Source organism: Pseudomonas sp. URIL14HWK12:I6, assembly GCF_000514195.1.
Classification (GTDB): Bacteria; Pseudomonadota; Gammaproteobacteria; order Pseudomonadales; family Pseudomonadaceae; genus Aquipseudomonas; species Aquipseudomonas putida_A.
Genome location: NZ_AZVL01000011.1, coordinates 1 through 26,181, shown reverse-complemented (window position 1 = coordinate 26,181; position 26,181 = coordinate 1). Strand labels below are relative to the sequence as shown.

At 61.5% G+C, this 26,181-nt stretch carries 21 protein-coding genes and 1 riboswitch; of the genes, 4 read left to right on the top strand and 17 right to left on the bottom strand.

Features of this window, described 5'->3' with window-relative positions:
* The first annotated feature begins 108 nt into the window (after window positions 1–108).
* Complete coding sequence (locus H043_RS0115795) at window positions 109–2,064, top strand: acetoacetate--CoA ligase (protein ID WP_027612661.1); 1,956 nt, start codon at window positions 109–111, stop codon at window positions 2,062–2,064.
* Between the two features lie 113 nt (window positions 2,065–2,177).
* On the opposite strand, the gene H043_RS0115790 is transcribed toward H043_RS0115795, so the two are convergent.
* Window positions 2,178–3,290, bottom strand: a complete 1,113-nt coding sequence (locus H043_RS0115790; protein ID WP_027612660.1) for a PilT/PilU family type 4a pilus ATPase — start codon at window positions 3,288–3,290, stop codon at window positions 2,178–2,180.
* 133 nt (window positions 3,291–3,423) lie between these two features.
* Here H043_RS0115790 and H043_RS0115785 point away from each other — a divergent pair, with 133 nt between their 5' ends.
* On the top strand, window positions 3,424–5,973 hold the full coding sequence (locus H043_RS0115785) for a PAS domain-containing sensor histidine kinase (RefSeq protein WP_027612659.1): 2,550 nt from the start codon (window positions 3,424–3,426) through the stop codon (window positions 5,971–5,973).
* Between the two features lie 39 nt (window positions 5,974–6,012).
* Window positions 6,013–6,288, top strand: a complete 276-nt coding sequence (locus tag H043_RS0115780) for a peptidylprolyl isomerase (RefSeq protein ID WP_003225447.1) — start codon at window positions 6,013–6,015, stop codon at window positions 6,286–6,288.
* Window positions 6,289–6,403: 115 nt separating this feature from the next.
* Here the strand turns inward: H043_RS0115780 and H043_RS0115775 are convergent, their stop codons facing one another.
* The 10 genes from H043_RS0115775 to H043_RS0115730 form a co-directional block, all read right to left on the bottom strand.
* Entirely contained in the window at window positions 6,404–7,336 is a 933-nt protein-coding gene (locus H043_RS0115775) for a sugar kinase (protein ID WP_027612658.1), read from the bottom strand.
* A gap of 128 nt (window positions 7,337–7,464) precedes the next feature.
* On the bottom strand, window positions 7,465–8,679 hold the full coding sequence (locus H043_RS0115770; protein WP_027612657.1) for an amino acid deaminase: 1,215 nt from the start codon (window positions 8,677–8,679) through the stop codon (window positions 7,465–7,467).
* Between the two features lie 39 nt (window positions 8,680–8,718).
* Window positions 8,719–9,483, bottom strand: a complete 765-nt coding sequence (locus H043_RS0115765) for an IclR family transcriptional regulator (RefSeq protein ID WP_027612656.1) — start codon at window positions 9,481–9,483, stop codon at window positions 8,719–8,721.
* Window positions 9,484–9,629: 146 nt separating this feature from the next.
* Window positions 9,630–10,019 carry a RidA family protein gene (locus H043_RS0115760; RefSeq protein ID WP_003225452.1) on the bottom strand — a complete coding sequence of 130 codons (390 nt, stop codon included), beginning with the start codon at window positions 10,017–10,019 and terminating at the stop codon, window positions 9,630–9,632.
* A 29-nt stretch (window positions 10,020–10,048) separates the two neighbouring features.
* Complete coding sequence (locus tag H043_RS0115755; RefSeq protein WP_027612655.1) at window positions 10,049–10,846, bottom strand: amino acid ABC transporter ATP-binding protein; 798 nt, start codon at window positions 10,844–10,846, stop codon at window positions 10,049–10,051.
* A complete protein-coding gene (locus tag H043_RS0115750; RefSeq protein WP_007965124.1) occupies window positions 10,843–11,505 on the bottom strand; it encodes an amino acid ABC transporter permease in 663 nt (220 codons plus the stop codon). The genes H043_RS0115755 and H043_RS0115750 overlap by 4 nt, the downstream gene beginning before the upstream one ends.
* 9 nt (window positions 11,506–11,514) lie before the next feature.
* Window positions 11,515–12,177, bottom strand: a complete 663-nt coding sequence (locus tag H043_RS0115745) for an amino acid ABC transporter permease (RefSeq protein ID WP_003225455.1) — start codon at window positions 12,175–12,177, stop codon at window positions 11,515–11,517.
* 51 nt (window positions 12,178–12,228) lie between these two features.
* On the bottom strand, window positions 12,229–13,077 hold the full coding sequence (locus H043_RS0115740; protein WP_027612654.1) for a transporter substrate-binding domain-containing protein: 849 nt from the start codon (window positions 13,075–13,077) through the stop codon (window positions 12,229–12,231).
* Between the two features lie 286 nt (window positions 13,078–13,363).
* On the bottom strand, window positions 13,364–13,645 hold the full coding sequence (locus H043_RS0115735) for a type II toxin-antitoxin system RelE/ParE family toxin (RefSeq protein ID WP_027612653.1): 282 nt from the start codon (window positions 13,643–13,645) through the stop codon (window positions 13,364–13,366).
* A complete protein-coding gene (locus H043_RS0115730; RefSeq protein WP_003225462.1) occupies window positions 13,635–13,883 on the bottom strand; it encodes a type II toxin-antitoxin system Phd/YefM family antitoxin in 249 nt (82 codons plus the stop codon). Before H043_RS0115730 ends, H043_RS0115735 begins: the two co-directional genes overlap by 11 nt.
* Before the next feature lie 275 nt (window positions 13,884–14,158).
* On the opposite strand from H043_RS0115730, the gene H043_RS0115725 reads away from it, so the two are divergent.
* Window positions 14,159–14,587 (top strand): co-chaperone YbbN, encoded by a 429-nt coding sequence (locus H043_RS0115725; protein ID WP_027612652.1) that lies wholly within the window; start codon window positions 14,159–14,161, stop codon window positions 14,585–14,587.
* A 166-nt stretch (window positions 14,588–14,753) separates the two neighbouring features.
* Here the strand turns inward: H043_RS0115725 and H043_RS0115720 are convergent, their stop codons facing one another.
* From H043_RS0115720 to cobW, 6 genes are all read right to left on the bottom strand, one after another.
* A complete protein-coding gene (locus tag H043_RS0115720; RefSeq protein WP_027612651.1) occupies window positions 14,754–16,313 on the bottom strand; it encodes a TerC family protein in 1,560 nt (519 codons plus the stop codon).
* A gap of 413 nt (window positions 16,314–16,726) precedes the next feature.
* On the bottom strand, window positions 16,727–18,373 hold the full coding sequence (locus H043_RS0115715) for a phospholipase D-like domain-containing protein (RefSeq protein WP_027612650.1): 1,647 nt from the start codon (window positions 18,371–18,373) through the stop codon (window positions 16,727–16,729).
* A 171-nt stretch (window positions 18,374–18,544) separates the two neighbouring features.
* Window positions 18,545–19,276: a VWA domain-containing protein gene (locus H043_RS0115710; RefSeq protein WP_177325635.1), complete on the bottom strand. Its 732-nt coding sequence runs from the start codon at window positions 19,274–19,276 to the stop codon at window positions 18,545–18,547.
* Window positions 19,204–20,202, bottom strand: a complete 999-nt coding sequence (locus H043_RS0115705; RefSeq protein ID WP_027612648.1) for an ATP-binding protein — start codon at window positions 20,200–20,202, stop codon at window positions 19,204–19,206. Before H043_RS0115705 ends, H043_RS0115710 begins: the two co-directional genes overlap by 73 nt.
* Window positions 20,203–20,366: 164 nt before the next feature.
* Window positions 20,367–24,215: a cobaltochelatase subunit CobN gene (gene cobN / locus H043_RS0115700; RefSeq protein ID WP_027612647.1), complete on the bottom strand. Its 3,849-nt coding sequence runs from the start codon at window positions 24,213–24,215 to the stop codon at window positions 20,367–20,369.
* 3 nt (window positions 24,216–24,218) lie between these two features.
* Entirely contained in the window at window positions 24,219–25,289 is a 1,071-nt protein-coding gene (cobW, locus tag H043_RS0115695; RefSeq protein WP_027612646.1) for a cobalamin biosynthesis protein CobW, read from the bottom strand.
* A gap of 97 nt (window positions 25,290–25,386) precedes the next feature.
* Window positions 25,387–25,600, bottom strand: a riboswitch (cobalamin riboswitch).
* Window positions 25,601–26,181: the final 581 nt, after the last annotated feature.

The window sequence follows — 26,181 nt, the reverse complement described above, 5'->3', positions numbered from 1 at the left end:
CGAAAGCGGTGTATCAGCCAACATCAATGTTGAATGTAATTCCGCTATCGCGAGCAGGCTCACTCCTACAAGTGATGTGTCATGAACAACAAAACAAGAGGCAAACCAATGTCCGACCTCCTCTGGCAACCCGACGCCGAGCGTATCGCCCAATCGCGCATGGATCAGTTCCGCCGCGACATCAATCAGCGCCATGGCCTGGCGCTGAACAGCTACACCGACCTGCACCGCTGGAGCGTGGAACAGCGCGAAGCGTTCTGGCAGGCGATCGTCGATTTCTTCGACATCCGCTTTCACACCCAGCCCGACGCCGTCCTGCGTGAAGGCGCGCAGATGCCCAGTGCCGAATGGTTTCCCGGCGCGACCCTGAACTTTGCAGAACACCTGCTGCGCCGTCGTGACGATGCCGTTGCAGTGATCGCCGTGGCGGAAAACGGTCAGCGCGAACAGCTGACCTGGGCCGAACTGGCCGAGCACGTCGCCGGTTTTCAGGCCAGCCTGCAAGCCGCCGGTGTCGGCCTCGGCGACCGCGTGGCCGCGTGCATGCCCAACACCTGGCAGACTCTGGTGGCGATGCTCGCGACCACCAGCCTCGGGGCGATCTGGTCGTGCTCGTCGCCGGACTTCGGCACCCACGGCGTGATCGACCGTTTCGGCCAGATCGAACCCAACGTGTTGATCACCTGCGCCGGCTACCGTTACGCCGGCAAAGACATCGACCAGACCACCAAGCTCAACGAAATCCTCGCGCAACTGCCATCGCTGCAGCAGTTGATCATCGTGCCCTACGCTCGCGCGCAGGCCCGTACCGAGGATTACCAAACCCACGCCAACGTGACGTTGTGGGACGATTTCTACCAACCCGGCGGCGAACCGCGGTTTGTCCCGGTGCCGTTCAATCACCCGTTGTACGTGTTGTATTCCAGTGGCACCACCGGCGTGCCGAAATGCATCGTGCACAGCACCGGCGGCGTGCTGCTGCAGCATGCCAAGGAGCATGGGCTGCACGTCGATCTCGGCCCCGGTGACCGGTTGTTCTACTACACCACTTGCGGCTGGATGATGTGGAACTGGCTGGTCTCGGCCCTCGCGGTCGGCAGCGCGGTGGTGCTGTATGACGGCTCGCCGTTTCACCCGGGCCATGAGCGCTTGCTCGACCTGATCGACGACGAGCGCATCAGTGTGTTCGGCACTAGCCCCAAGTTTCTCGCGACACTGGAAAGCAGCGGTTTGAAGCCTGCGCACAGCCATGATCTGAGTAGCCTGAAGACCCTGCTCTGCACCGGCTCCGCGCTGTCGCCGCAGAGTTATGACTTCGTCTACCGCGACTTCAAGCGCGATGTGTGCCTGGCGTCGATGTCCGGCGGCACCGATGTGGTGTCGTGCTTCGTCAACGGTAATCCGCTGTCGGCGGTGCGCCGCGGCGAAATCATGGGCAAGAGCCTGGGCATGGCGGTTGAAGTGTGGAACGACGCCGGCGTTGCCGTGATCGGCGAAAAAGGCGAACTGGTCTGCACCCGACACTTCCCGGCGATGCCCGTCGGGCTGTGGCATGACCCTGACGGCGCAAAACTGCGCAAATCCTATTTCAGCCTGTTCCCCGGTGTCTGGGCCCAAGGCGACTACGCCGAGCAATTGCCCCACGGCGGGATGCTGATCCACGGCCGCTCCGACGCGGTGCTCAACCCCGGCGGCGTGCGCATCGGCACGGCGGAAATCTATCGTCAGGTCGAGAAAGTCCCGCAGGTGCTGGACAGCGTGGCGATCGGACAGCAATGGCAGGACGATGTGCGCGTAGTGCTGTTTGTCCGTCTGCAGGATGGCGTGACGCTGGATGACCACCTGCAACAACAGATCCGCCAGGTGATCCGCGCCAACACCACGCCGCGCCATGTGCCGGCGAAGATCGTCGCGGTGACCGATATTCCGCGCACCATCAGCGGCAAGGTGGTGGAACTCGCGGTGCGCAATGTGGTGCATGGCGAGCCGGTGAAAAATACCGATGCGCTGGCCAATCCCGAGGCCTTGGAGCAGTTCCGCAATCGCCCGGAGCTGTCGGATTAGCCCGCCATCCCCTTGTGGGAGCGGGCTTGCTCGCGAAGGCAATCTGTCAGTCGATAACAATGTGACTGATACACCGCTTTCGCGAGCAAGCCCGCTCCCACAGGGGTGAGGTGTTAATCCATCAGGCCCCAATCGCCTGATGTTGTGGGTGCGGGCGCCGGGCCCGCCTCGGTGTGCAGTTTCAAACGCAGGCGCAGATTGTTCTGCGAATCGGCATGCTTGAGCGCTTCGTCCTCACTGATCACGCCCTCCACCACCAGCCCGTACAGCGCCGCGTCGAACGTCTGCATGCCGGCCTCGCCGGACTTCTCCATGATGCCTTTGAGTTCGCCCAACTCGTTGCGGCGGATCAGGTCGGCGATGGTCGGGGTGCCGAGCATCACTTCGACCGCCGCCCGGCGCTGGCCGTCCAAAGTGCGCACCAGCCGTTGCGAGACGAACGCCTTGAGATTGTTGCCCAGTGCATGCAGCAACTGCGGGCGGCGTTCTTCGGGGAACAGATTGACGATACGGTCCAGCGCCTGATTGGCGTTGTGCGCATGCAGCGTCGACAGCACCAGGTGCCCGGTGTCGGCAAATGTCAGCGCATGCTCCATGGTTTCGCGGTCACGGATCTCGCCGATCAGCACTACGTCCGGGGCCTGGCGCAGGGTGTTTTTCAGCGCCGCATGGAAACTGCGGGTATCGACGCCGACTTCGCGTTGATTGATGATCGAGCGCTGGTGTCGATGGATATACTCCACCGGGTCTTCGATGGTGATGATATGCCCGCTGCTGTGGCGGTTGCGGTGATCGATCAGCGCGGCCAGCGAAGTGGACTTGCCGGAGTCGGTGGCGCCAACGAACAGGATCAGCCCCTGTTTGAGCATCACCGTTTCCAGCAATACCGGCGGCAGTTTCAAGTCTTCGAAGCGCGGGATATCGAGTTTGACGTTGCGGATGACGATTGACACATCATTGCGTTGCTTGAAGACGTTCACCCGAAAACGCCCGATGCCCGTACGGGAAATTGCCAGGTTCATTTCCAGATCCCGATCGAACTCGCGCCGTTGTTCGGCGTCCATCAGGGAGTTGGCGATGGCCTCGACTTCACCGGGCTTGAACGGCCGCTCGCTGAACGGCGTCAGCACGCCATCGATGCGCGCACTGGGTGGCGCTCCCGTGGACAGGAACAGGTCAGAGCCGTGCTGGCTCGACAGACGGAGCAACAGTGCATCGATTTCCATGGCAATAAGCACCCGCGAAGCATTCAATGAACAGAAATGACCCGCTGTCGTGACGTAACGGGTCATACAGCGTCTACCGCAAGTGCAAGAATAGTAGATGCCAACGCACTGACCGACGCTCAGGATACACGTGATGAACCCAGCACCCTCCCCCGATGACGCCCAAGCCCTGATCGCCCGTACCGACTGGAGCCGCACGCCGTTGGGCGCTTCTGGCACCTGGCCGCAAAGCCTGCGCACCGCGGTGGACATCGTGATTCACTCGCCGATGCCGATGCTGCTGTTGTGGGGGCCGCAGCTCACGCAGATCTACAACAATGGCTTTGCGATGCTCGCCGGGAGCAAGCATCCACACGCTTTCGGACAGCCTGCGCACCTTATATGGCCAGAACTTCAGGACTTTACCGACCCGATTTATCGAGCCGTCCTACAAGGCCAGGTGCGCACCTACAGCGAGCGGCGATTTACCCTGCAACGCGGAGGCGTAGAGTCCGACTTCTGGCTGGACCTGACCTACAGCCCCATCCGCGATGAAGACACGCAAGTGGCGGGGATTCTGGTAACAGCCATCGAAACCAACGAACGCCGGCGCATCGCCCTCGAACTGCAACGCCGTTCCGAAGAAAGTCTCAAGGCCCAGCGCGACACTGAAGAACGCCTGCAACTGGCGCTGGCCGCCACCGATGCGGTTGGCACCTGGGATTGGGACATCGGCGAAGACCGTTTCATCGCCGACGCCCATTTCGCCCAGTTGCATGGCATCGATCCGGCCCACGCCAGCCAGCTACCGATCAGCGACTACCTGCAAGGCGTGCACCCCGAAGACCGCGCCCTGATCGCCCGCAGCATCAAGCATTGCATTACCCACGGCACCGAATACGCCGAGGAATACCGCCTGCTGAAAGCCGACGGCGAACTGCGCTGGGTGTTTGCCCGGGGCCGCTGTTACAAGGATCACCACGGGCGACCGGTGCGCTTCCTCGGCGCCGCGCTGGACCTGACCGAGCGCAAGCACACCGAGCAGGCGCTGCGCCAGAGCCAGACGGAATTGCAGCTGATCATCAATGCAATGCCGATCCTCATCAGTTACGTCGACCACGACGAGCGCTTCCGCCTGAACAATGCGGCGTATCTGGACTGGTACGGCCTCACGCCGCAGGAGTTGTATGGCCGCACCATCCGCGAAGTGATCGGCGAAGAAGCCTACTTCCTGCGCGCGCCGTATATTGCCGAAGCACTGGCCGGGCGGCCCTGCTCGTTCAGCCTGTACACCCCGCATCGCGACGGCAGCAACCGCCATGCGCTGATGAATTACCTGCCGCGCCACGGCGCCGACGGCTCAGTCAACGGTTTCTATATTTTCGTGATCGACGAATCCGAACGGAAGAAGACCGAAGAAGCCCTGCGCAATCTCAATGAAACCCTGGAGGAACGGGTCAGCGCCCGCACCGAACAACTGGCTCAGGCCAATCAGCGTCTGCAGAACGAGATGTTCGAACGTGAGCGCGCCGAAGATGCGTTGCGCCATGCGCAGAAAATGGAAGCGGTCGGCCAGCTCACCGGCGGTATCGCCCACGACTTCAACAACATGCTCACCGGAATCATCGGCAGCCTTGACCTGATGCAACGCTACATCGCCGACGGCCGCGCCGATGAAATCGGCCGTTTCACCGAAGCGGCGGTGTCGTCGGCCAACCGAGCGGCCGCGCTGACCCATCGGCTGCTGGCGTTCTCGCGCCGGCAGTCGCTGGACCGCAAGACCCTCAACGTCAACGAACTGATTCATTCGCTGGAAGATTTGATCCGCCGCACCAAGGGCGACCCGATCGAACTCACGCTGCGCCTGGCCGACGATGTCTGGCCGATCAGCACCGACGTCAGCCAACTGGAAAATGCCCTGCTCAACCTGGTGATCAACGCCCGCGACGCCATGCCCGATGGCGGCGAGCTGCTGATCGAAACCGCCAACGTCTACCTCGACGGCAACGACATCACCACCCTCGAACCGGTCAAGGCCGGCGACTACCTGATGCTGGCGGTCAGCGACAACGGCACCGGCATGACGCCGTCGGTACGGGCCAAGGCGTTCGATCCGTTCTTCACCACCAAACCGATCGGCCAGGGCACCGGGCTGGGGCTGTCGATGATTTATGGCTTCGCCCAGCAGTCGGGCGGGCATGTCAGCCTCGACAGCCTGCCGAATCAGGGCACCTGTGTGCGCTTGTATCTGCCGCGCCTGAACCTGCTGGAGCCGGAACGGCCAGTCGTGGAAACCCTCAGTGCGGCGCCGACGGCCACCTGTGGCGAATCCGTGGTGGTGGTTGAAGATGACCCGGCGGTGCGCATGCTGGTGCTCGATCTGCTCAAGGAGCTGGGTTACCTCGCCCACGAAGCCGCCGACGCCAGCGCCGCCCTGCCGCTGCTGGAATCGGAGCTGCGTGTGGATCTGCTGGTGACCGACGTTGGTCTACCGGGGATGAATGGCCGGCAACTGGCGGAAATCGCCCGCCAGCATCGTCCGGGGCTGAAGGTGCTGTTCATGACCGGTTACGCGCAGAAAGCCGCCGAGCGTCAGGGCTTTCTCGAGGATGGCATGGACATGGTGGCCAAGCCGTTTTCGATTGAAGTGCTGGCCAACAAGATCCGCGAGATGATCAACCAAACGCCGTCACTTGAGGCATAATCCCGCGCCCCGCCGTCACCCCGTTACAGGTATCGCACGATGAAAGCCCAAGCCCGCCACATTCTGGTGAAAACCGCCGAAGAGGCCGAACAACTCAAGCAACGCATTGCCAAGGGCGAAGCGTTCGATGTGCTGGCGAAGAAATACTCGACCTGCCCGTCCGGCAAACGCGGCGGTGATCTGGGTGAAGTGCGGCCGGGGCAGATGGTCGGCGCGATCGATGCGGTGATCTTCAAGAAGCCGCTGCGCACGGTGCACGGGCCTATCAAGAGCAAGTTCGGCTATCACCTGGTGCAGGTGTTTTTCCGCGATTGAGTGCTTGGCCTTAGGGCCTCTTCGCGAGCAAGCCCGCTCCCACAGCCTGGAATGCGTACCCTGTGGGAGCGGGCTTGCCCGCGAACCGATTGCGCAGCAAGCGGCCATCCACCGCTTACCTGGGAATCAACGCCCCCGGCACCTGAATCACCCGACTCGCCAGCCAATGCCCCGCCTGCGCCGCCTCGACCGGACTGCCGCCCAGCAAACGCCTGGCCAGATACGCCGCACTGAACGAATCCCCCGCCGCCGTCGTATCCACCACCTTGTCGACCTGCTGCGCCGGCACTTCGAACGCCTCGCCATCACAACGAATCAGACACGCCTCGGCGCCGCGCTTGAGCACCACTTCCGGCGTGCCGATCTGCGCGTACGCCTCGAACACCGCGTCGCAATCGGAAAAATGGAACAGCGCCTGCTCGTCATCCACGGTCAGCAACGCCAGATCGACATGCGGCAACACGCTGCGATAGGCCGCCCGCGCCTCTTCCGGTGAGGCCCACAAGCGTGGCCGATAATTGTTGTCGAAGACGATCCGCGCATCGCGCTGGCGGGCTTCGATCAGGGTCTGGATCAAGCGCTCGCGCCCCTTCGCACCTAACACTGCGAGGGTGATGCCGCTGAAATACAGCACATCGTAGTCCGGCAGCGCCGCCAGAATCGGCTCCGCCGCCGGGGTGGTGAAGCAATCGCGCACCGCCGCTTCATTGCGCCAGTAGAGGAAACGCCGCTCGCCGTTGGCGTCGGTCTGGATGCAGTACAGGCCGGGCAAGCGACCGGGCAGACGCTGCACGAGATCCAGGCCAATGCCTTCATCGGCCCAACTCTGGCACATGGCATCGCTGAAGCTGTCGTCGCCGAGCGCGGTGACGTAATCGACCTGGGCTTTGTCGCCGAGGGCGCGGGACAGGTACACCGCGGTGTTCAAGGTATCGCCGCCGAAGCTTTGCTGCAGGCTGCCATCGGCGCGGTGCTGGAGTTCGATCATGCATTCGCCGATCAGGGCGATGCGCGGGGTGTTCGGGCCCAGGGGGCTGAGGCTGGTCATTTTGTGCTGTCTCTGGATTCGCGGATGTCTGGACTGGCGCCTTCGCGAGCAGGCTCACTCCTACAATTGGAATGCGTTCCCCTGTAGGAGTGAGCCTGCTCGCGATGGGCGCGACTCGGTCTGAAACCTTAGAAGCAGGTCTCCATGCTCTCGACCACCGCCAACTGCTCATCCACCAGCAACCCCACCCGCCACTTGTCGAACGTCAGGCACGGGTGCGAGGTGCCGAAGGAAATGATGTCGCCCACCCGCAGCTCAACCCCAGGCGCCACACTCATGAACGCGTGCTGATCCATCACTGCCGTCACCTTGCAGGCGCCGACATCGTCGCCCACCGCCGGCAACACACCGGCCTTGTAGCGCAGCAGCGGCACCGGCAGGCCGGCATCGAATGCCACATCGCGCTTGCCGAGGGCGATCACCGCAAATCCCGGCTCCGGCAGCGATTGCACATGCGCCCAGACTTCCAGCGCCGGACGCAATCCTTCGTGCAGGTCACTGCGACGATCCAGCACGCAGCACTGCGCTTCCTTGTAGATGCCATGATCATGCGCCACGTAACTGCCCGGGCGCAGCACGCTAAGGAAGCGTCCGCTGGCGTTCTGCGCTTCGAACGACTCGGCGATCAGGTCGTACCACGCCGAACCCGACGCGGTGATGATCGGCTTGGCAATGGCAAACGCGTCGCTGTCCTGCAACTGCACCGCCAGGCGCACCAGCGACGCGGCGAATTCGCGAATGCCGCTAACCGCGTGATCGCCATGGATCACCCCTTCGTAACCCTCGATACCGGTCAGAGCCAGCGCCGGTTGCGCGTTGATCGCCTGGGCCAGCGCGATGACTTCCTGCTCGCTGCGGCAACCGCAACGGCCACCGACCACGCCGTACTCGATCATCACATTCAACTTCACTCCGCGCGAGGCGAAGTAGGCGCCGAGATCGGCGACGTTGTCCGGGTGATCGACCATGCAGTAGAAATCGAAATCCGGGCCTGCCAACAGATCGGCGATCAGCGCCATGTTCGGCGTGCCGACCAGTTGGTTGGCCATCAACACCCGGCGTACACCGTGGGCGTATGCGGCGCGAGTCTGGGTGGCGCTGGCGAGGGTGATGCCCCACGCGCCAGCGTCGAGCTGACGCTGGAACAGCGCCGGGGTCATGCTGGTCTTGCCGTGGGGCGCGAGCTCGGCGCCGCTGTCGCTGACGAACTTCTGCATCCAGCGAATGTTGTGCTCCAGCGCCTCGCGGTGCAGCACCAGCGCTGGCAGGCTGACGTCGCGCACAAGGTGCGCACCAACGGCAGCGTCGCCCTTTTCCACAGCGGTATTGATGGCAGTCGTCATGCTTGAACTCCTCACTGTCGCGGCCGCAGGCAGCCGCGGTTATTCGTTGATGCGCCGGGCGAGGCTGTTGGCGCTCTCGATCAGCACCCGGCGATAGTCGTCGTAATTGTTTTTCGCATCGGCCCGTGGGGCGACGATGCACAGGGTGCAAATGGCCACGCCGCTGGGGTCTTTGACCGGCGCGGCGAAGCAATGGGTGAAGGTGTCGGCCACGCTGTCGAAGGAGAAGAAACCGTCGATGCCAGCCTGGCGGATCTCCGCCAGAAAGCGTTCCAACGGCAGGCGCTCGCCGTCGGGCAGGATGTAGTCGTCTTCGTCGATCAGGTCGATGATCTGCTGGTCGCTCAAATGCGCCAGCAGCAAGCGCCCGGACGCAGTCCACGGGATCGGCGCGTTTTCGCCGATGTCGGACGAAATGCGGAAATGCCGCTCGCCTTCCTTCATCAGTGCCACGGTGTATTTGCGCCCGTTGAGCAGGCACATCTGCGCGGTTTCCCGGGTCTGGCTGACGATCTCCTGCAAGGCGTGATCGGCCTCGCGGCTGAGGTCGAAATGGCGCAGGTGCGCCTGCCCGAGGAAATACAACTGGCGACCGAGATAGACGTGACCATCCTTGCCCACCGGCTCCAGAATCCGTCGTTCCAGCAGCGACGCCACCAGTTCGTAGACCGTGGATTTCGGGCTGCCGATACCGTTGGCGATGTCGTTCGGACGCAGCGGCTGGCCGATCTCCTTGAGGAAGTCGAGGATATCGAACGCCCGATCCAGACCACGGGCCCGGCGTTTGATGGTGTCTTCGGTCATGTTTTCAGTTCCCAATGAAAGTGCCGGGAGTTTACCGAGACTACTGCGGCGCTTGGTAGGCCGCTTTCGCGAGCAGGCTCGCTCCCACAGGGGATTGCATTTCAAATGTGGGAGCGAGCCTGCTCGCGAAGAAGTCAGCACAGATTTCAGGGTTTCTTCTTGTACGCGATGCAATCGATCTCGACCTTGCAATCGACCATCATGCTCGCCTGCACACAGGCCCGCGCCGGGGCGTGTTCAGGTTTGAAGTACTCGCCGAAGACCTTGTTGAAACTGCTGAAATCCCGCGGATCGTCCAGCCATACGCCAGCCCGCACCACATCCTCCAGGCCGTAACCGGCCTCTTCGAGAATCGCGATCAGGTTTTTCATGGTCTGGTGGGTCTGCTCGACGATGCCGCCAACGATGATCTCGCCATCCACCGCCGGCACCTGGCCGGACACGTGCAGCCAGCCATCCGCTTCAACCGCGCGCGCAAAGGGGCGTGGCTGACCGCCAGCGGCCGTGCTGCCGGTGCCGTATCGAGTAATGCTCATGGGTACTTCTCCTGATTACAAAGCAAAAATTAGAACCGCGTGCTCTTGAGAAACTCAGCCAGACGCGGCGATTGCGGGCGTTCGAACAGTTCCTTGGGCGGCCCCTGCTCTTCGATTCGCCCCTGATTCATGAATACGATCTTGTCCGAAACCTCGAAGGCGAAACGCATTTCGTGGGTCACCAGCAACATGGTCATGCCGTCTTCGGCCAGGCCCTTGATCACGTTCAGCACTTCACCGACCAGCTCCGGATCGAGGGCCGAGGTGACTTCGTCGAACAGCATCAGGCTGGGGTTCATCGCAATCGCCCGGGCAATCGCCACACGCTGTTGCTGACCACCGGACAACTGCCCGGGAAAGTGATTGCGCCGCTCCAGCAGGCCGACCCGCTCCAGCCATTTTTCGGCCAGCACCACGGCTTGGTCCTTGTGCATTTTCTTAACCTTGAGCAGACCGAGGGTGACGTTCTGCATCGCGGTCAGGTGCGGAAACAGGTTGAATTGCTGGAAGGCCATGCCGGTCATCGCGCGATGGCGGGCGATGATTTTTTCCGCATGACGCACGCGTTTGCCGCCGATCTCGTCATAGCCGATGGACTCGCCGTCGAGCAGGATCTGCCCGCCCTGAAACTCTTCGAGCATGTTCACGCAGCGCAGCAAGGTGGTCTTGCCCGAACCGCTGGAGCCGATCAGCGTCACCACGTTGCCGCGCTGCATGCTCAGGTCGACGCCCTTGAGCACTTCGACTGCGCCGTACTGCTTGTGCAGGCCACGGATGCCCAGCAGCGGCTGAGCGTTCTGAACGTTGGAAACTTGAGCTTGAGTCATGGCAGGGCCACCCGCTTTTCAATATGCCGGCCGAGTAATTCGATGCCGTAGTTGATGACGAAGAACAGAAAACCGGCGAACAGGTAGAACTCCAGAGTCATGAAGGTCCGGGCGATGATCTGTTGGGTGCTGAGCAGCAATTCGGCGACGCCGATCACCGAGAGCAAGGTCGAAGCCTTGACGATTTCGGTGGACGAGTTGACCCAGGTCGGCAGGATCTGCCGCAACGCCTGGGGCAACAGCACGTAACCGAGGGATTGATAAAACGTCAGGCCAATCGCCTTGCTCGCTTCCATCTGTCCGCGTGGCAATGCCTGCAAGGCGCCGCGCACGATCTCGGCGACGTGCGAACCGCAAAACAGCGTCAGGCCCAGCGCACCGGCCTGAAACGCGCTGATCTGCCAGCCCAACGCCGGCGCCATGTAGAAGCAGGCCAGCACCAATACAAACACCGGCGTGCCGCGAATAATGTCGACATAAAAGCGAAACGGCGCGCGCATCCAGAACTTGCCGTAAGTCAGCACCAGACCGGTGACAACCCCGAGCAGCGTGCCGAACAGAATCGCCAGCGCCGACACCTGCACACTGGTCAGGAAGCCTTGCAGCAACGTCTCGCGTGCTACCCACAATTCATGCAACCAACTGGGAGATTCGTACATCGCAGCCTCCTATCGGCGGATCGCCAGACGCTGCTCGAGGTAACGCAGCAGCATGGCAATGAGGTAACAGGCCGCGACATACAACGCCGTGGTCACCAGCCAGGTTTCGATCACCCGGTAGCTCTCGACGTTGATCTTGCGCGCGTAATAGGTCAGCTCCGGCACCGCAATCGCGGCGGCCAGCGAGGTGTCCTTGAACAGCGAGATAAAGTTGTTCGACAGCGCAGGCAGCACGTTGCGCAACATCACCGGCACGGTGACGTAGGCCTTGACCTGCCACTCACCGAGTCCGATCGCCAGCCCCGCTTCGCGCTGGCCTTTGGGGATGCTCAGCAAGCCGCCACGAAACACTTCGGTCAGATAGGCACCGGCATACAGCGACAGCGTGATGATGAACGAGGGAATCTTGTCCAAGCGGATTCCCAGGCTCGGCAAGGCAAAGTAGATCAACAGAATCAACACCAGAATCGGCGTGTTACGCACCACCGTGACGTACACCGAGGCCAGCACCCGCAAGGCGCGATGCTTCGAGAGCAAGGCAAACGCCATCAGCAGGCCGATCACGCAGCCGATGGCGATCGACACCAGCGCCAGTTCAAGGCCCAGACCGAGCCCCGCCAGCAAGGTGTCGAAATCGCGCCACACGGCGGCAAAGTTCAACTGATAGTTCATGGTCAGCAGTACCTTGAGCGGGGCGCGTACAGGCGCCCCGCTCTCACGGGATCATTTGAATTCGACTGGGAAACCGATGGCCGGCGCCGGCAGATCGACACCGAACCATTGCTTGAACGAGGCCGCGTAAGTCGGGAACTCAACGCCGGTCATGGCTTCATGCAGGGCGGTATTGACGAAGTTCAGCCAGTCCTGATCGCCGCGTTTGACTGCGCAGGCGTAGGTCTGTGGGCTCCACGCGTAGGTCGGGCTGCGGTAGCGGCCAGGGTTCTGCACCATCAGGTACTTGACCGACGACTGATCGGTAGCAGCGGCATCGGCGCGACCGGAGTTCACCGCTTGATACATCAGGTCGACGCTGTCGTACTGATCGACCTTGGCCTTGGGCAGCGCCTGATGCACCAATTCTTCGGCATAGACGTTTTGCAGCACGGCCACAGTAACGCTGTCACCGGCCGCTTGCAGGTCCTCGATTTCCTTGTACTTGCTGTTGGCTGGCAGCAGCAGGCCGACACCTTCGCGGTAGTACGGCAGGGTGAACGCCACTTGTTGCGCACGGCTGGCGGTAACGGTGATGAACTGGCAGCTCATGTCGACCTTGTCGGTCAGCAGATTGGGAATTCGCGCGTCGGACGACTGCACGACGAACTCGACTTTGCTTGGGTCATTGAACAACCCCTTGGCCACCATCCTGGCGATGTCGATATCAAAGCCCTGCAACTTGCCGTCCGCACCCTGAAAGTGCCACGGCGCATTGGTGCTGCCGGTGCCGACAATCAGCTTGCCCCGGGCCAGAACACTGTCGAGCTTGCTATCGGCTGCCTGGGCCATGCCCATCACAGCGGACGAAGCCGCAAGAACGAAAACACACGCTTTGAACAACGAAGGACGGCGATGCATGGCAAGCACTCCAGGATGATGTTTATTCCGCTATACCGGAACACGGTTTGTTACTACGGAATAGACAGCAGAAAGTGTGCCACAGGAATCACAGGGAGTCTGTAGAGGGGTTAAATGTTTTTGGAATCAACGGGATGCAGGAAATGCGAAAAATGGAGTCAGGTGCGGGTACTGATGGGCTGCGCTACCTTAGGCTACAAATAACGAGTAGCAGGTTCCCAGATGGAGCACGAAGGGCTACTTCGGTGCAATGTGGTTAGCGATTGAAGGGGCCAGCTCGCCATATCTATCGGCAAGCGGCTTGGTCGTAGACCTCTCCCCGCTCTCTTCTCCCTACCGCAATCACGGTAACAACCAAAATCTCGTTCTTTACGCGATAGACCAGCCTGTATCCCGCACTGCGAAGCTTGATTTTGTAGGCGTTTCCCAACCCTCGGAGTCGATCGGCAGGAACGTGAGGATTGACCAGACGTGTAGAGAGCTTTTTCTTGAACTGATCCTGAAGTGCTGAATCAAGCTTTCTCCATTCCCTCCAGGCTTTCTCGGAAAACTCCAGCTCATAGGTCATCTATAGAGACCTTGATGGTGGGATCGTTTTCTCGCTCCTTGCACAGTGCGATCAGTTCCAGATCCTCAAGGCGATTCATCATCGCCTCATACTCCTTTGCGGGAACACAATAAAACGCTGGCTCATTTCGATTGAGGATTGCAACAGATTGGCCGCCACCGGCGGCCACGGTACCCATGGGGTTTCTTTTCAATTCAGAAATACTCGCAACGATATTGGAAAGAACTACATGAGTCATGATGGTGCTCCCTGGAGTGCTGTTAATGGTGCTTAAAATAGCACTCCAAGACGGCTTCGACGCCTATCGCTTATTACCGCCTTCTCTTTTATTGAGTGAAAAAAGGTATCACGTCCCGACATTCCACATTTCCGGGCTTCGTGTCGGGCCGGTCCTTCATAAAAGTGGAAAAATCTCGCGAATCCACAGGCCACCTGTAATTTCTGACAGTAGACCTGTTCTTCACCCTTCTTTAACGTCATCGAACCTTCGAGGTCGTTGAAAAGGAGTTCTCAATGAGCGCTGCCAATACCATTTCCAATCTGGCCCCGGTTTACCGCAAAGCCCTGAAAACCTGGCGCCCGGTGATCCTGTATTTCGCCAATGAACACTGCCCCGCCTGCGAATGGGCCGGGCCGATTTTTCGTCAGATTGCCGAGCCGTACCGGCATCGCGCCAATATCTACATGCTTAACACCCGAGAGTCGCCGCGCCATCCGTTGGTCACCGGCACGCCGACGGTGCTGTTCTACAAGAACGGCAGGCTGGTGAAAAAACTCAAAGGCATCGGCACAGAGGAAACACTGGCGGCGGACTTTGCCCGGCATATTGGCAGGACCAGGGCACCGGTGGTGCAGCAGAAACCACGACATGACCTGCCGTGGTTGCGCCGCACATTGAGCAGGCTCTGCACAATCACGCGTGCGCATCGGCGGGTGATTTGAGGCAGTGCATTTCCCGTAATCGTTGCGGCGTCTGACACATCGCTTTCGCGGGCAAGCCCGCTCCCACAGGGGTCAACGTTGTTCACACATTTCGTGTACGACGCGTGCGCTGTAGGAGCGGGCTTGCCCGCGAAGGGGTCGGCACCGTCAGCGCAAGGCTGCTGCCTTACGCAGAATCGCGCACCAGCAACACCTGCGTCACCCGTCGTTCCTCAACGGCTTTGACGGTCATTTGCCAGCCTGCGTACTGCAGCCGATCGCCGATCATCGGCAAGCGATCCAGCAGGCTCATCACCAGTCCGGCCAGGGTCTGATAGTCCTCGGTCGGTTCGGCGCCAAACCCGGTGCGCTGGCGAACACGCGTCAGGTTCAACGCGCCGTTGACGATGAACCCGCCCTGCCCCTCGATCACGTCCGGACCTTCGATTTCGCTGGCATCAGGCAGTTCGCCGGCAATCGATTCGAGGATGTCGGTCATGGTCAACACACCGACGAAGTCACCGAATTCGTTGACCACGAAGGCGATGTGAGTCGACGCCGCGCGCATTTGCTCCAGCGCATTGAGGATCGAATAGCTGTCGAGCAGGTTGATGGTCTTGCGCGCCAGGTGCTCCAGATTCGGCTCGGTACCGGCCAGGTACTCCTTGAGCAGCTCTTTCTTGTGCACGAAGCCCAACGGTTCATCCACCGCGCCGTCGCGAATCAGCGGCAGACGCGAATACGACGAGTGCATCAATTTTGTGCGAATCGTTTCGGCGTCGTCGGCCAGATCGATGGTGTCGACGTCCGCGCGTACGGTCATCAGATTCCGAATCGGCCGCTCGGCCAGTTGCAGCACGCCACTGATCATCACTCGCTCGCGGCGGTCGAACAGCTCCGCACTCGGGGCTTCGCCGTCATCCAGCAGGTCAGAGATTTCCTCGCCGACCTCCTCCGCCTCCAGCTTGCGCCCGCCCAGCAGACGCATTACCGCGTGGGCCGTGCGCTCACGTATGGGGCGCAGGCCTTGCATCGAACGCTTGCGTCGGGCCCGGGCGATCTGGTTGAACACCTCGATCAGGATCGAGAAACCAATCGCCGCGTACAGATAGCCTTTCGGGATGTGGAAACCCAGGCCTTCGGCCGTCAGGGCAAAACCGATCATCATCAGGAAGCCCAGACACAGCATGATCACCGTCGGGTGCGCATTGACGAAGCGGGTGAGCGGCTTGCTGGCGACGATCATCAGGCCGATGGAAATGATCACCGCGATCATCATCACCGCCAGTTCATCGACCATGCCGACGGCGGTGATTACCGCGTCCAGCGAGAACACCGCGTCGAGTACCACGATCTGCGCCACGATCGGCCAGAACAGCGCGTAAGCGGCGTTGGTCGAGCGCTGGCCGACGTGGCCTTCGAGTCGTTCGTGCAGCTCCATGGTGGCCTTGAACAACAGGAACACACCACCGAACAGCATGATCAGGTCACGGCCGGAGAAGCTCTTGTCGAATACCTCGAACAATGGCTGCGTAAGAGTGACCAGCCAGGAAATACTCGCCAACAGGCCCAGGCGCATGATCAACGCCAGCGACAGGCCGATGATTCGCGCACGGTCGCGCTGATGCGGCGGCAGTTTGTCCGCCAGGATCGCGATAAACACCAGGTTGTCGATACCCAGCACCAGTTCCAGCACGATCAGAGTCAATAAGCCTAACCACGCCGTGGGATCCGCTAACCATTCCATAAATGTCTCGATCTCTCTTCAGTGAATTCAGGCTGCCGGGCACGGCAAAGTGCAACGCGAAGGCTCTGAAGCCGCGTTGTCAACGATAGACGGGAGTCGGAAAACCGGATGCTGCGAGTGCGTCAAGACCGCGCCATGGCGCGTGGAGAAGGTACGACTGGGAGGCTCCAAGAGGGTGTTCATGCAAATCCTGAATGAAAAATGGCCTTGGAGCGTACAGGCTCAAGGCACATTTTCTACAGCGGCAAATCATTTCAAAATCTGTAAGAGCACAGGAAATGTGATTTCCTGCAGGCCCTTTCGCGAGCAAGCACGCTCCCACAGGGGTTATTCGTCGGACGCAGGTTCTGAGTTCAAAGAAAGTCCAATGTGGGAGCGGGCTTGCTCGCGAAGGGGTCATCAAACACACCACATCATCGCCCGGCAAAGCGCAACCGCGACAACTGGCGCAAATCCCCCTCTACGTAATAATCGTTGGTCCAGCTGTCATCCACCGCCAGCGGACTCACCTGCTTGAGCTCGAGTTTTTTCGCGAAATAGCGAAAGCGGTAATGCTCATAAAACCGCAGCAACTCCAGGCCATAGCGATCAGCCAGATCGGTGTCGCCACGAATGATCAGGAAGTTCTCGTCATTGCCGTTACTGGCTGACGTACTGAGGTTGTGACTGCCGCTGATGATGGTCGGCGCATCGGTGGTGAAGTCGGTGATCACGGCTTTGGTGTGCACCAGCAGGTTGCCCTTCTGGCCTTTCATGTTTTCTTTCAGCCAGCCTTCCAGCCCGGTGTTGAGCAAAGCTGTGGCAGCGAATTCGGCGGTGCGGTCGGCATGAAATCCGGTGATGCTGCTCGCGGTGTTTTGCAGGCCGTAACGCAGGATGTCGTCATGCGGTTTGCCGAGCAGCGCGTTGAGAATCGCGTCCGGCAGGCTGAAAGCGGTGACGAACAACACGTCCTTTTTCGCCGCCTCGATGATCTCGACAAACTCACGCAAATCGCCACCACCGCTGCGTGGCGAGAACCCGGCGAACAGCGCCTGTGCCGGGTCCATCGGATTGTGCCCGGTTATCCAGTTGCGCGTCGCAGCGACGTCGGCCGGGTTGGCCCAGACTTCTTCGAACACTTGCAAATACCGCGCGGCAACCATCACGTCGTCGAGCGTATGCACCACGTTAGCCTGGCGATACACGCCGTTGGCGGTGAAATTGGTGCTGCCGCACAGCACCGCCTGCGGTTGCCGCTGACCCGCGCCATCGACACGGCTGAGAACAATGAATTTGTCGTGAAAGATGTTATGGGTGACCCGGCCGCGCTTGTTCGCCATCGGCAATTTGGCAAGGTTCGTTTCGTTCAGGGTCGTATCGGGATCATCAGGTTGCGCGTGATACAGAACGCGCACCTGAACCCCCCGGGCAAATGCCGCATTTACAGCGTCGATGATCGCCTGCAACTGATACTCGTAGATCGCGATTTCCAGCGCCCACTGCGCGTCCACCGCACGTTCGATAAAGCCCAGCAAACGCTCCAACAGCCCGTTCTCCAGCCACAGCCGCGCCGCGTCGGGCCAGGCTTCGATGGGCAGGTTCTTGTTGGCGCTGATCTGCGCGTCGAGGTCGGGAAATTTGCGCTGGAAGGCCTGACTGGCGGCCACAGCACGGTTGAATATCACGCTCTGGTTGGCCGGATGACCGTCGTCACTGGTGATGCTCAGCTCCAGTGATTCTCCCAATAGCGGCGCATCCGCCGTGCCATAGGCCAGATGCACGCGATAGTGCATCGTCGTGCCCGGATTGACCGCGTAATCGGCCCAGCGGAATTTCTGTAGCGGCGCTTTATCGCTGGGCGTGGCGTGATACTGCGGGAACGTGTGCGCCTTGCCGGGAAATGTCAGGCTGTTGAACAGGAACAACCACGGTTTGCCGCCCTGCTGCTTTTCGATGGCAAACCCGAGCAGGCCTTTGCGCCGGGGTTCGGCAAGATCCATGGCCAGCAGCACGCCGTTGGTGCCGGCGTAGGCTTTGACGCGAAAATCGTCCTGAGGATTGGCGACCAGTACCCGCATGATTCACTCCTTGTGATTGGGCTGGGGTGGAGCATAGAGCAGCTCTGCGGTTTTCGTTGATCCTGCATGATCCGAGGCGATGCCTTCGCGAGCAGGCTCGCTCCCACAGGTAAAGCAGCGTTCACAATCCATGTGGGAGCGAGCCTGCTCGCGAAGAGGCCCGCTCAGACTTCACACATCATCGATATGCCGATATTCCGCACTCAGCGCCGCCGCTAATTCCCGCGCCCGTGCCAATCGGATGGGCCCGCGCTCAATGTCGATCAACAATCCCGGACACTCCAGCGGCAACATCGGCGGCAAGGTTTTCAAGCGGCCATCCGTCACCACCAGCAAGCGCTGCTGCTCGGCCCGGAAGCGCTTTTGTCGCTGCACCAGCCATTGCTGTGCCTGCGTCAATGCCGCCACCAACGGCGTGCCGCCGCCCGCCCCCAACGCCTCCAGCCAGGTGCGCAAACCACTCGATGCCTTCAGACCTTGCACCTGCCATTTCGGCGCGCTGCCGCTGGCGGTCAGCAAGGCCAGTCGCGCGCGCTGCCGATAAGCATCATCGAACAATTGCGCGAGCAGGCCCTTGGCATCGCTCAGCGCCTGATGCCGACGCGTTGAAGCCGAGGCATCAACGATCACCAGCCACAGCTCATGGGGAGTTCGAGTACGCAACTGGAACTGCAGATCTTCACGAGTCTGCGGCCGACCATTGAGCAGCGTGCCCGGCCAGTTCACCAGGCCGCTGCGCGCAGCGTGGCGCTGGCCCTGGCGTCCGTGGTCGAGGCGTCCGGCGCGGGGTCTGGCATTCGCCCCCGCGTCGGATCGGGGACGAATGCCGGTTACTTTTTTGGCCAGCTCGGCACTTCGCGACGGGCACCCGTGGCCAGTGCCGGGGCGGGCATATCGCCCCACTGGCCCTGCCCTTCGCTCGGTTCGGCCTGGCTACTGGCCGGGTTCTGCGCGGGTGGCTGAGGGCTGGAAGAAGAGGATTCGCGACGTCGGTGCCGTAGGGCAAATTCCGCCACGGCGTCGATGTCCTGCTCGGCAATCACTGCAGCGCCGCGCCAGGCCGCGTGCGCACGGGCCGCACGCAGCCAGACCAGATCAGCACGCAAGCCATCGACGCCAGCAGCGAAGCAACGCTGGGTGATGCTCGCCAACGCGTCGTCATCCAGCGGGATGTTCGCCAAGGCGATGCGCGCCTGTTCGCAGCGCTCACGCAGCGCTTGCTGCTGGGCTTCCCACTGCACGCAGAACGCCTGTGGATCGCTGTCGAAATCCAGGCGGCGGCGGATGATCTGCCCGCGTTCGGTTGGCGCGGTGTGGCCGCGGAGGGCGACGTTCAGGCCGAAACGGTCAAGCAGTTGCGGACGCAGTTCGCCCTCTTCCGGGTTCATCGTGCCGATCAATACAAATCGCGCCGAATGCCGATGGGAGATGCCGTCGCGCTCGATCAGGTTGGTACCACTGGCAGCCACATCGAGCAGCAGGTCGACCAGATGATCGGGCAGCAGGTTTACTTCATCGACGTACAGCACACCGCCGTCAGCCTTGGCCAAAACACCGGGAGAAAACTGCGCCCGCCCTTCACTCAGCGCGGCGTCGAGATCAAGAGTGCCGACCAGACGCTCTTCGGTGGCGCCCAATGGCAGCGTGACGAACTGTCCGCTCGCCAGCAGATCAGCCAAGCCACGGGCCAGGGTCGACTTGGCCATGCCGCGCGGGCCTTCGATCAGCACGCCACCGATTTTCGGGTCGATGGCGGTGAGGCACAGCGCGAGTTTCAGGTCATCGGCGCCGACCACGGCAGAGAGCGGGAAATGCGGGGTGTCGGTCATCTTCAATACTCGGTCATGGTCGGTGATCTGTCGAAAATCGTTGGGAGCCACGTTGATCCCTGGGGGAGCGAGCCTGCTCGCGAAAGCGGTGTGCCAGCTACAAAAATACTGTCTGACACGACGCCTTCGCGAGCAGGTTCGCTCCCACAGAGTGAGGCGGTGTGTCAGGTGTCTTCTTCTATATCCAGCAGCAGGTTTTCCAGGGCTTCTTTATAGGCCCCGGGTTCCTGCCACATCCCGCGCTGCTGCGCTTCGAGCATGCGCTCGGTCATGTCGCGCAGCGCATGCGGATTGTGTTCACGAACAAAATCCCGCGTCGTCGGGTCGAGCAAATAGGCATCGGCCAGCAACGCATACTGATGATCATCGATCAGTTGCGTGGTGGCGTCGAAGGCGAACAGGTTATCGACCGTCGCCGCCAGTTCAAACGCACCTTTATAGCCGTGACGTTTGACCCCGTCGATCCACTTCGGATTGGCTGCCCGCGAGCGGATCACCCGATTGAGCTCTTCTTTCAGGGTACGGATTCTCGGCAGATCCGGCTGGCTGTGATCACCGTGATAACTCGCCGCCGCTTCACCGCGCAGGGTTTCCACCGCCGCGAGCATGCCGCCCTGGAACTGGTAATAGTCGTTGGAATCGAGCAAATCGTGCTCGCGGTTGTCCTGATTCTGCAACACCGCCTGCACTTGGCTCAGGCGCTGGACGAACTGCTCGCGGGCGGCGGTGCCCTCGTCCGCCCCGCCGTACGCGTAGGCGCCCCAGTTCAGGTAGACCTCGGCCAGATCTTCGCGGCTCTGCCACAGACGCCCATCGATGGCGCCCTGTACGCCCGCGCCATAGGCTCCGGGTTTGGCACCGAAAATCCGCCAGCCGGCCTGGCGTCGCGCCGCTTCGGCATCCAGCCCCGATTGCAGCAGCGCCTCACGTTCAGCGCGCACCTTCGCGGCCAGCGGATTGAGGTCATCCGGTTCGTCCAGCGCTGCCACCGCTTGCACGGCCGCGTCGAACAGGCGAATCAGGTTGGCAAAGGCATCGCGGAAGAAGCCCGAGACCCGCAGCGTGACATCGACTCGTGGCCGATCGAGCAGACTCAGCGGCAGAATCTCGAAATCATCGACGCGCTGACTGCCGGTGGCCCAGACCGGACGCACGCCCATCAGCGCCATGGCCTGGGCGATGTCGTCACCGCCGGTGCGCATGGTCGCCGTTCCCCACACCGATAAACCGAGCTGGCGCAGGTGATCGCCGTGATCCTGCAAATGCCGCTCAAGAATCAGCGTGGCGGACTGGAAACCGATGCGCCACGCGGTGGTGGTCGGCAGGTTACGCACGTCCACCGAGTAGAAATTGCGCCCGGTGGGCAGCACGTCGAGACGACCACGGCTGGGCGCGCCGCTTGGGCCGGCGGGGACAAAGCGGCCGTTCAGGGCGTCGAGTAGACCGCGCATTTCGGCGGGGCCGCAGGCGTCTAGGCGTGGGGCGACGACTTCGCGCAGGTTTTCAATGATTACCCTCACTTCAGCCCCCCTCGGTTCCTGTAGGAGTGAGCCTGCTCGCGATGGCGTCAGGTCAGGCAATTCAGTGTTGAATGACACACCGCTATCGCGAGCAGGCTCACTCCTACAAGGGGCGTGCACTGTTTGGGAGATCAGGTGGGTGGCGAATAGCTCAAGGCGTTCGCGGGTATCACCGGCGCTGCGCCAGACTTCGTCGCTGACGCTTTGCAGCTCTGGCGGACGCGGGCCGTTCCATGGATCGGCAAGGGAGCAATCCAGCGGATCAAAGCCCAACTCAAACGCCTTGGCCAACGCCCGCAGCAGACTCGACTGCGCGCCTTTGCCGTCGCCACGCGGAATGCGTAGCAAGGCCAGCAAGGTATCAATGCGCAAACGCCCGGTCGGCGATTCGCCAAAGATGTGCAGGCCATCGCGGATCTGCGATTCCTTCAGGTCACACAGGTAGGTGTCCAGACGCGGCAGCCAGATCGCTGCATCGGCGTCGCTGTCCAGACCGGCGTCGAGTTGCAGTTCGCGGTCGATCTGCGTCTCGCGCACCAGTTGCAGAATGTCGCGCTGCAGCTCGCGGGCGCGACGCGGATCGAGCAGTTGCGCCTCGTAATATTCGTCGGCCAACAGTTCCAGATTGCGCAGCGGGCCGTAGGTTTCGGCACGGGTCAGCGGCGGCATCAGGTGGTCGATGATCACCGCTTGCGTGCGCCGTTTGGCCTGGGCACCCTCGCCCGGATCGTTGACGATAAACGGATAGATGTTCGGCAGCGGCCCGAGCAATGCGTCCGGCCAGCAATTCTCCGAAAGCCCCACGCCCTTGCCCGGCAACCATTCGAGGTTGCCATGCTTGCCGACGTGAATCACTGCGTGCGCACCGTAGGTGTTGCGCAGCCAGAAATAGAACGCCAGATAGCCGTGCGGCGGCACCAGATCCGGATCGTGATACACCGCGCTCGGGTCGACCTGATAACCGCGCGCCGGTTGAATGCCGACGAAGGTCAGGCCAAAACGCAGACCGGCGATCATCATCCGTCCGTCACGGCACATCGGATCGTTTTGCGGCGCGCCCCAGCGTTCCAGCACTGCCGCGCGATTGGCTTGCGGCAGCGCGTTGAACATCGCCAGATAGGCATCCATCGCAAGACTTTGCTGGCACGGCCGCAGGTCAATGCTGTCGAGGTCGTTGCTGACGCCGCCGAGCAATTGTTGGATTAACGCGGTGCCGCTGTCCGGCAACTCCGCCGTCAACGGGAAGCCTTCCGCCTGCAACGCGCGCAGGATATTCAATGCCGCCGCCGGCGTGTCCAGACCGACGCCATTGCCGATCCGGCCGTCGCGAGTCGGGTAGTTGGCGAGGATCAGCGCGATGCGTTTTTCCGTGTTCGGCAGCCGCGCCAGATCGCTCCAGCGTCGCGCCAGTTCAGCGACAAAATCCATGCGTTCGGGTTGCGCCCGGTAGCAGACCACGTCGGACTGGCTGCGCTCGCTGCGCCAGGCCAGGTCCTTGAAGCTGATCGGCCGGCTGATGATGCGCCCGTCGAGTTCCGGCAAGGCAATGTGCATCGCCAAGTCCCGTGGCCCCAGGCCTTGCTCGCTGTCGCGCCAGCCCGGCTCGTTGTCCTGAGCGCAGATCGCCTGAATCACCGGAATATTGCGCCGGAACGGGCACAGATGAGGGGCTTCTGGACTGGACTGCGCGAAACCGGTGGTGTTGAGAATCACCGCCGCCTCGACCTCGTCCAGCCAGTCCTCGACCACGCTCAGACAGCCGGGTTCTTTCAGGCTGGCGACGGCGATCGGCAACGGATTGAGCCCCGCCGCCTGCAAGCGCTGGCAGAACACGTCGATGAACGCAGTGTTCGCCGCTTGCAAATGCGAGCGATAAAACAACACCGCCGCGACCGGTTGACTGGGCAGCCATTCGGCTTGCCAGTCGCTCAGTGCGGCGGTGTTTTTCTGTGGGTGATAAATCGCTGTACGCGGCAACGCCTGCGGCTCGCCCCAAGCGTAGTCACGCGCCAGCCAGCGGTTGGCCAGGCAATGGAAGAAGTCCAGCGCATTGCCCATGCCACCCTGACGCAAGAACTGCCAGAGACGGTCGCGATCTTCGGCGAGCACCGTGCTCAGGTCGCTGAGTTCCGGGTCGGGACGATCATCCCCCGGCACCAGAATCACCTGCACCCCGCGCTCGGACAACTCCACCAGACGCTCGACGCCATAACGCCAATAAGCGATGCCGCCGTGCAGCGAAATCAGAATGACCTTGGCGTGACGCAGCACCTCATCGACATACAGATCGACCGAGGCGTGATTCTGCACCTGCATCGGATTGGCCAGACGCAGGCTCGGGTAATCCTCGGGCAATTGCTGCGCGGCTTCGGCGAGCAGCGCCAGGCTGGAATCGCCGCTGCACAGGATCACCAGCTCGGCGGGGGTTTGTCCAAGGTCGGCAATGTTGTCATCCGACACGAAACCGCCGGGCTGGGTCCTGAGCAGGTGCATGGCTTAAACGCTGAGCGCGGCGCGCAGTTGCGCTTCGAGTTGCGCGGCGTCGAGTGCCTGACCGATCAGCACCAAACGGGTGACGCGCGCTTCGTCAGCGCCCCACTGGCGGTCGAAGTGCTTGTCGAAACGCGTGCCCACGCCCTGAATCAACAGGCGCATCGGCTTGTTTGGAATCGCCGCGAAACCTTTGACACGCAGGATGCCGTGCTTGACCACCAATTGCGTCAGCGCGTCGAGCAGCAGGCTCTCGTCGGCTTGCGGCAGTTCGATCGAGATCGAATCGAAGGCGTCGTGATCGTGGTCATCGTGGTCGTCATCACCGTCGTGGTGGTGATCGTGATGGCTGTGGCGGCTGTCGATATGTTCTTCGGATCCGGCACCGAGGCCGATCAGCACGTCCAGCGGCAGGCGACCGTTGCTGGCTTCGATGATTTTCACCGCTGGTGGCAGTTCTTCGGCGACTTCGGCGCGAACGCGAGCCAGATCTTCGGCGCTGGTCTGGTCGGCCTTGTTGAGGATCACCAGATCGGCGCTGGCCAGTTGGTCGGCGAACAGCTCATGCAGCGGCGATTCGTGATCCAGATTCGGGTCGAGTTTGCGCTGGGCATCGACCTGATCCGGGAACGCGGCGAAGGTGCCAGCGGCCACGGCCGGGCTGTCGACCACGGTGATCACCGCGTCAACGGTGCAGGCGCTGCGGATTTCCGGCCACTGGAAGGCTTGCACCAATGGTTTTGGCAGAGCCAGACCGGAGGTCTCGATCAGGATGTGATCGAGATCGCCGCGACGGGCGACCAGTTCACGCATCACCGGGAAGAACTCTTCCTGCACCGTGCAGCACAGGCAGCCGTTGGCCAGTTCGTAGACGCGGCCGGTGGCTTCTTCTTCGGTGCAGCCGATGGTGCATTGCTTGAGGATCTCACCGTCGATGCCCAGCTCGCCGAACTCGTTGACGATCACGGCGATGCGACGGCCCTGGGCGTTGTCGAGCATGTGTCGCAGCAAGGTGGTTTTGCCCGAGCCGAGAAAACCGGTGACGATGGTGACGGGGAGTTTGGCCAGTGTTTTCATCGGATGCCCTTTGGCAAGGTGGCGGGCATACGGGACGAGATCCGCTGCGAGCGTGCGCGCGGAAGAATTCGCCACCGGATCACCCCGCCCGGTTGTAGTGAGAAATCTGTGACGAGGCAGGTCTCCTGGCTGACGGTGTTCGGGCCTTGGGCCCGGCGTTCGCTGCGCCTTCCCGCGGGCTCAGTGGATTGAGCTGGCAGTGGCGTGGCAACGAACTTCACCGTTCACAGTTGCGGGGGCAGCCGCGGCTTTGACCGCGTTCCCTTCTTAGCTTCGGCGTGGGCCGAAGAACCTCGAAAGCGCAAGGCTACGCATGGCTTGAGGATGGGTCAATGCTTTGGTTTTTTTTGGATTGGGGGCATATCCGTTGCTGCGGGGGTTGCCGCTGGCGGTTTCGCTCTTACAGCGAGTCACTTTTTCCAAACGCCGGGTTTGAGGTTTGGGGTTTGGGGTTTGGGGGGCATATCCGTTTCTTCGGGTGTTGCCTCTGGCGGTTTCGCTCTTACAGCGAGTCACCTTTTCCAAACGCCGAAAAGGTAACCCAAAAGGCTTTGCCCCCGGCGTACGGCACTTCGCTTAGGCTCAGTGTTCCCTCGCTACGGTGTCCATCCGGGGGCATCGCCTCCGGTTTGCTTCGCTGCACCTCCTCTCGATGGATGCGGCTTCGCCGCATGGCGCTGCGCGCCTAACCCCCCGGATGAACACCTACGCTCGGCCTGCCGAAGGGGCTGAAGATCAAAAGCCAAATCAAGAGCTAAAGCCAAAGCAAAGCCAAAGCAGATCAAAAGATCACAGCCTTCGGCAGTTCCTACTGGGATTGGGTGCATTCAGTAAGAGATTGGTCGGCTGTCAGGCCGCCTTCGCGAGCAAGCCCGCTCCCACAGTTTAGATT

What these genes read in the sequence shown, in the direction of transcription:
- H043_RS0115745 (WP_003225455.1), bottom strand. Translation starts at nt 12,177, where the DNA reads ATGAACTATCAGTTGAACTTTGCCGCCGTGTGGCGCGATTTCGACACC.
- H043_RS0115705 (WP_027612648.1), bottom strand. Translation starts at nt 20,202, where the DNA reads ATGACCGACACCCCGCATTTCCCGCTCTCTGCCGTGGTCGGCGCCGAT.
- H043_RS0115730 (WP_003225462.1), bottom strand. Translation starts at nt 13,883, where the DNA reads ATGACTCATGTAGTTCTTTCCAATATCGTTGCGAGTATTTCTGAATTG.
- H043_RS0115765 (WP_027612656.1), bottom strand. Translation starts at nt 9,483, where the DNA reads ATGACCGAAGACACCATCAAACGCCGGGCCCGTGGTCTGGATCGGGCG.
- H043_RS0115735 (WP_027612653.1), bottom strand. Translation starts at nt 13,645, where the DNA reads ATGACCTATGAGCTGGAGTTTTCCGAGAAAGCCTGGAGGGAATGGAGA.
- H043_RS0115780 (WP_003225447.1), top strand. Translation starts at nt 6,013, where the DNA reads ATGAAAGCCCAAGCCCGCCACATTCTGGTGAAAACCGCCGAAGAGGCC.
- H043_RS0115720 (WP_027612651.1), bottom strand. Translation starts at nt 16,313, where the DNA reads ATGGAATGGTTAGCGGATCCCACGGCGTGGTTAGGCTTATTGACTCTG.
- cobW (WP_027612646.1), bottom strand. Translation starts at nt 25,289, where the DNA reads ATGAAAACACTGGCCAAACTCCCCGTCACCATCGTCACCGGTTTTCTC.
- H043_RS0115760 (WP_003225452.1), bottom strand. Translation starts at nt 10,019, where the DNA reads ATGAGCATTACTCGATACGGCACCGGCAGCACGGCCGCTGGCGGTCAG.
- H043_RS0115725 (WP_027612652.1), top strand. Translation starts at nt 14,159, where the DNA reads ATGAGCGCTGCCAATACCATTTCCAATCTGGCCCCGGTTTACCGCAAA.
- H043_RS0115795 (WP_027612661.1), top strand. Translation starts at nt 109, where the DNA reads ATGTCCGACCTCCTCTGGCAACCCGACGCCGAGCGTATCGCCCAATCG.
- H043_RS0115755 (WP_027612655.1), bottom strand. Translation starts at nt 10,846, where the DNA reads ATGACTCAAGCTCAAGTTTCCAACGTTCAGAACGCTCAGCCGCTGCTG.
- H043_RS0115740 (WP_027612654.1), bottom strand. Translation starts at nt 13,077, where the DNA reads ATGCATCGCCGTCCTTCGTTGTTCAAAGCGTGTGTTTTCGTTCTTGCG.
- cobN (WP_027612647.1), bottom strand. Translation starts at nt 24,215, where the DNA reads ATGCACCTGCTCAGGACCCAGCCCGGCGGTTTCGTGTCGGATGACAAC.
- H043_RS0115750 (WP_007965124.1), bottom strand. Translation starts at nt 11,505, where the DNA reads ATGTACGAATCTCCCAGTTGGTTGCATGAATTGTGGGTAGCACGCGAG.
- H043_RS0115715 (WP_027612650.1), bottom strand. Translation starts at nt 18,373, where the DNA reads ATGCGGGTACTGGTCGCCAATCCTCAGGACGATTTTCGCGTCAAAGCC.
- H043_RS0115775 (WP_027612658.1), bottom strand. Translation starts at nt 7,336, where the DNA reads ATGACCAGCCTCAGCCCCCTGGGCCCGAACACCCCGCGCATCGCCCTG.
- H043_RS0115785 (WP_027612659.1), top strand. Translation starts at nt 3,424, where the DNA reads ATGAACCCAGCACCCTCCCCCGATGACGCCCAAGCCCTGATCGCCCGT.
- H043_RS0115770 (WP_027612657.1), bottom strand. Translation starts at nt 8,679, where the DNA reads ATGACGACTGCCATCAATACCGCTGTGGAAAAGGGCGACGCTGCCGTT.
- H043_RS0115790 (WP_027612660.1), bottom strand. Translation starts at nt 3,290, where the DNA reads ATGGAAATCGATGCACTGTTGCTCCGTCTGTCGAGCCAGCACGGCTCT.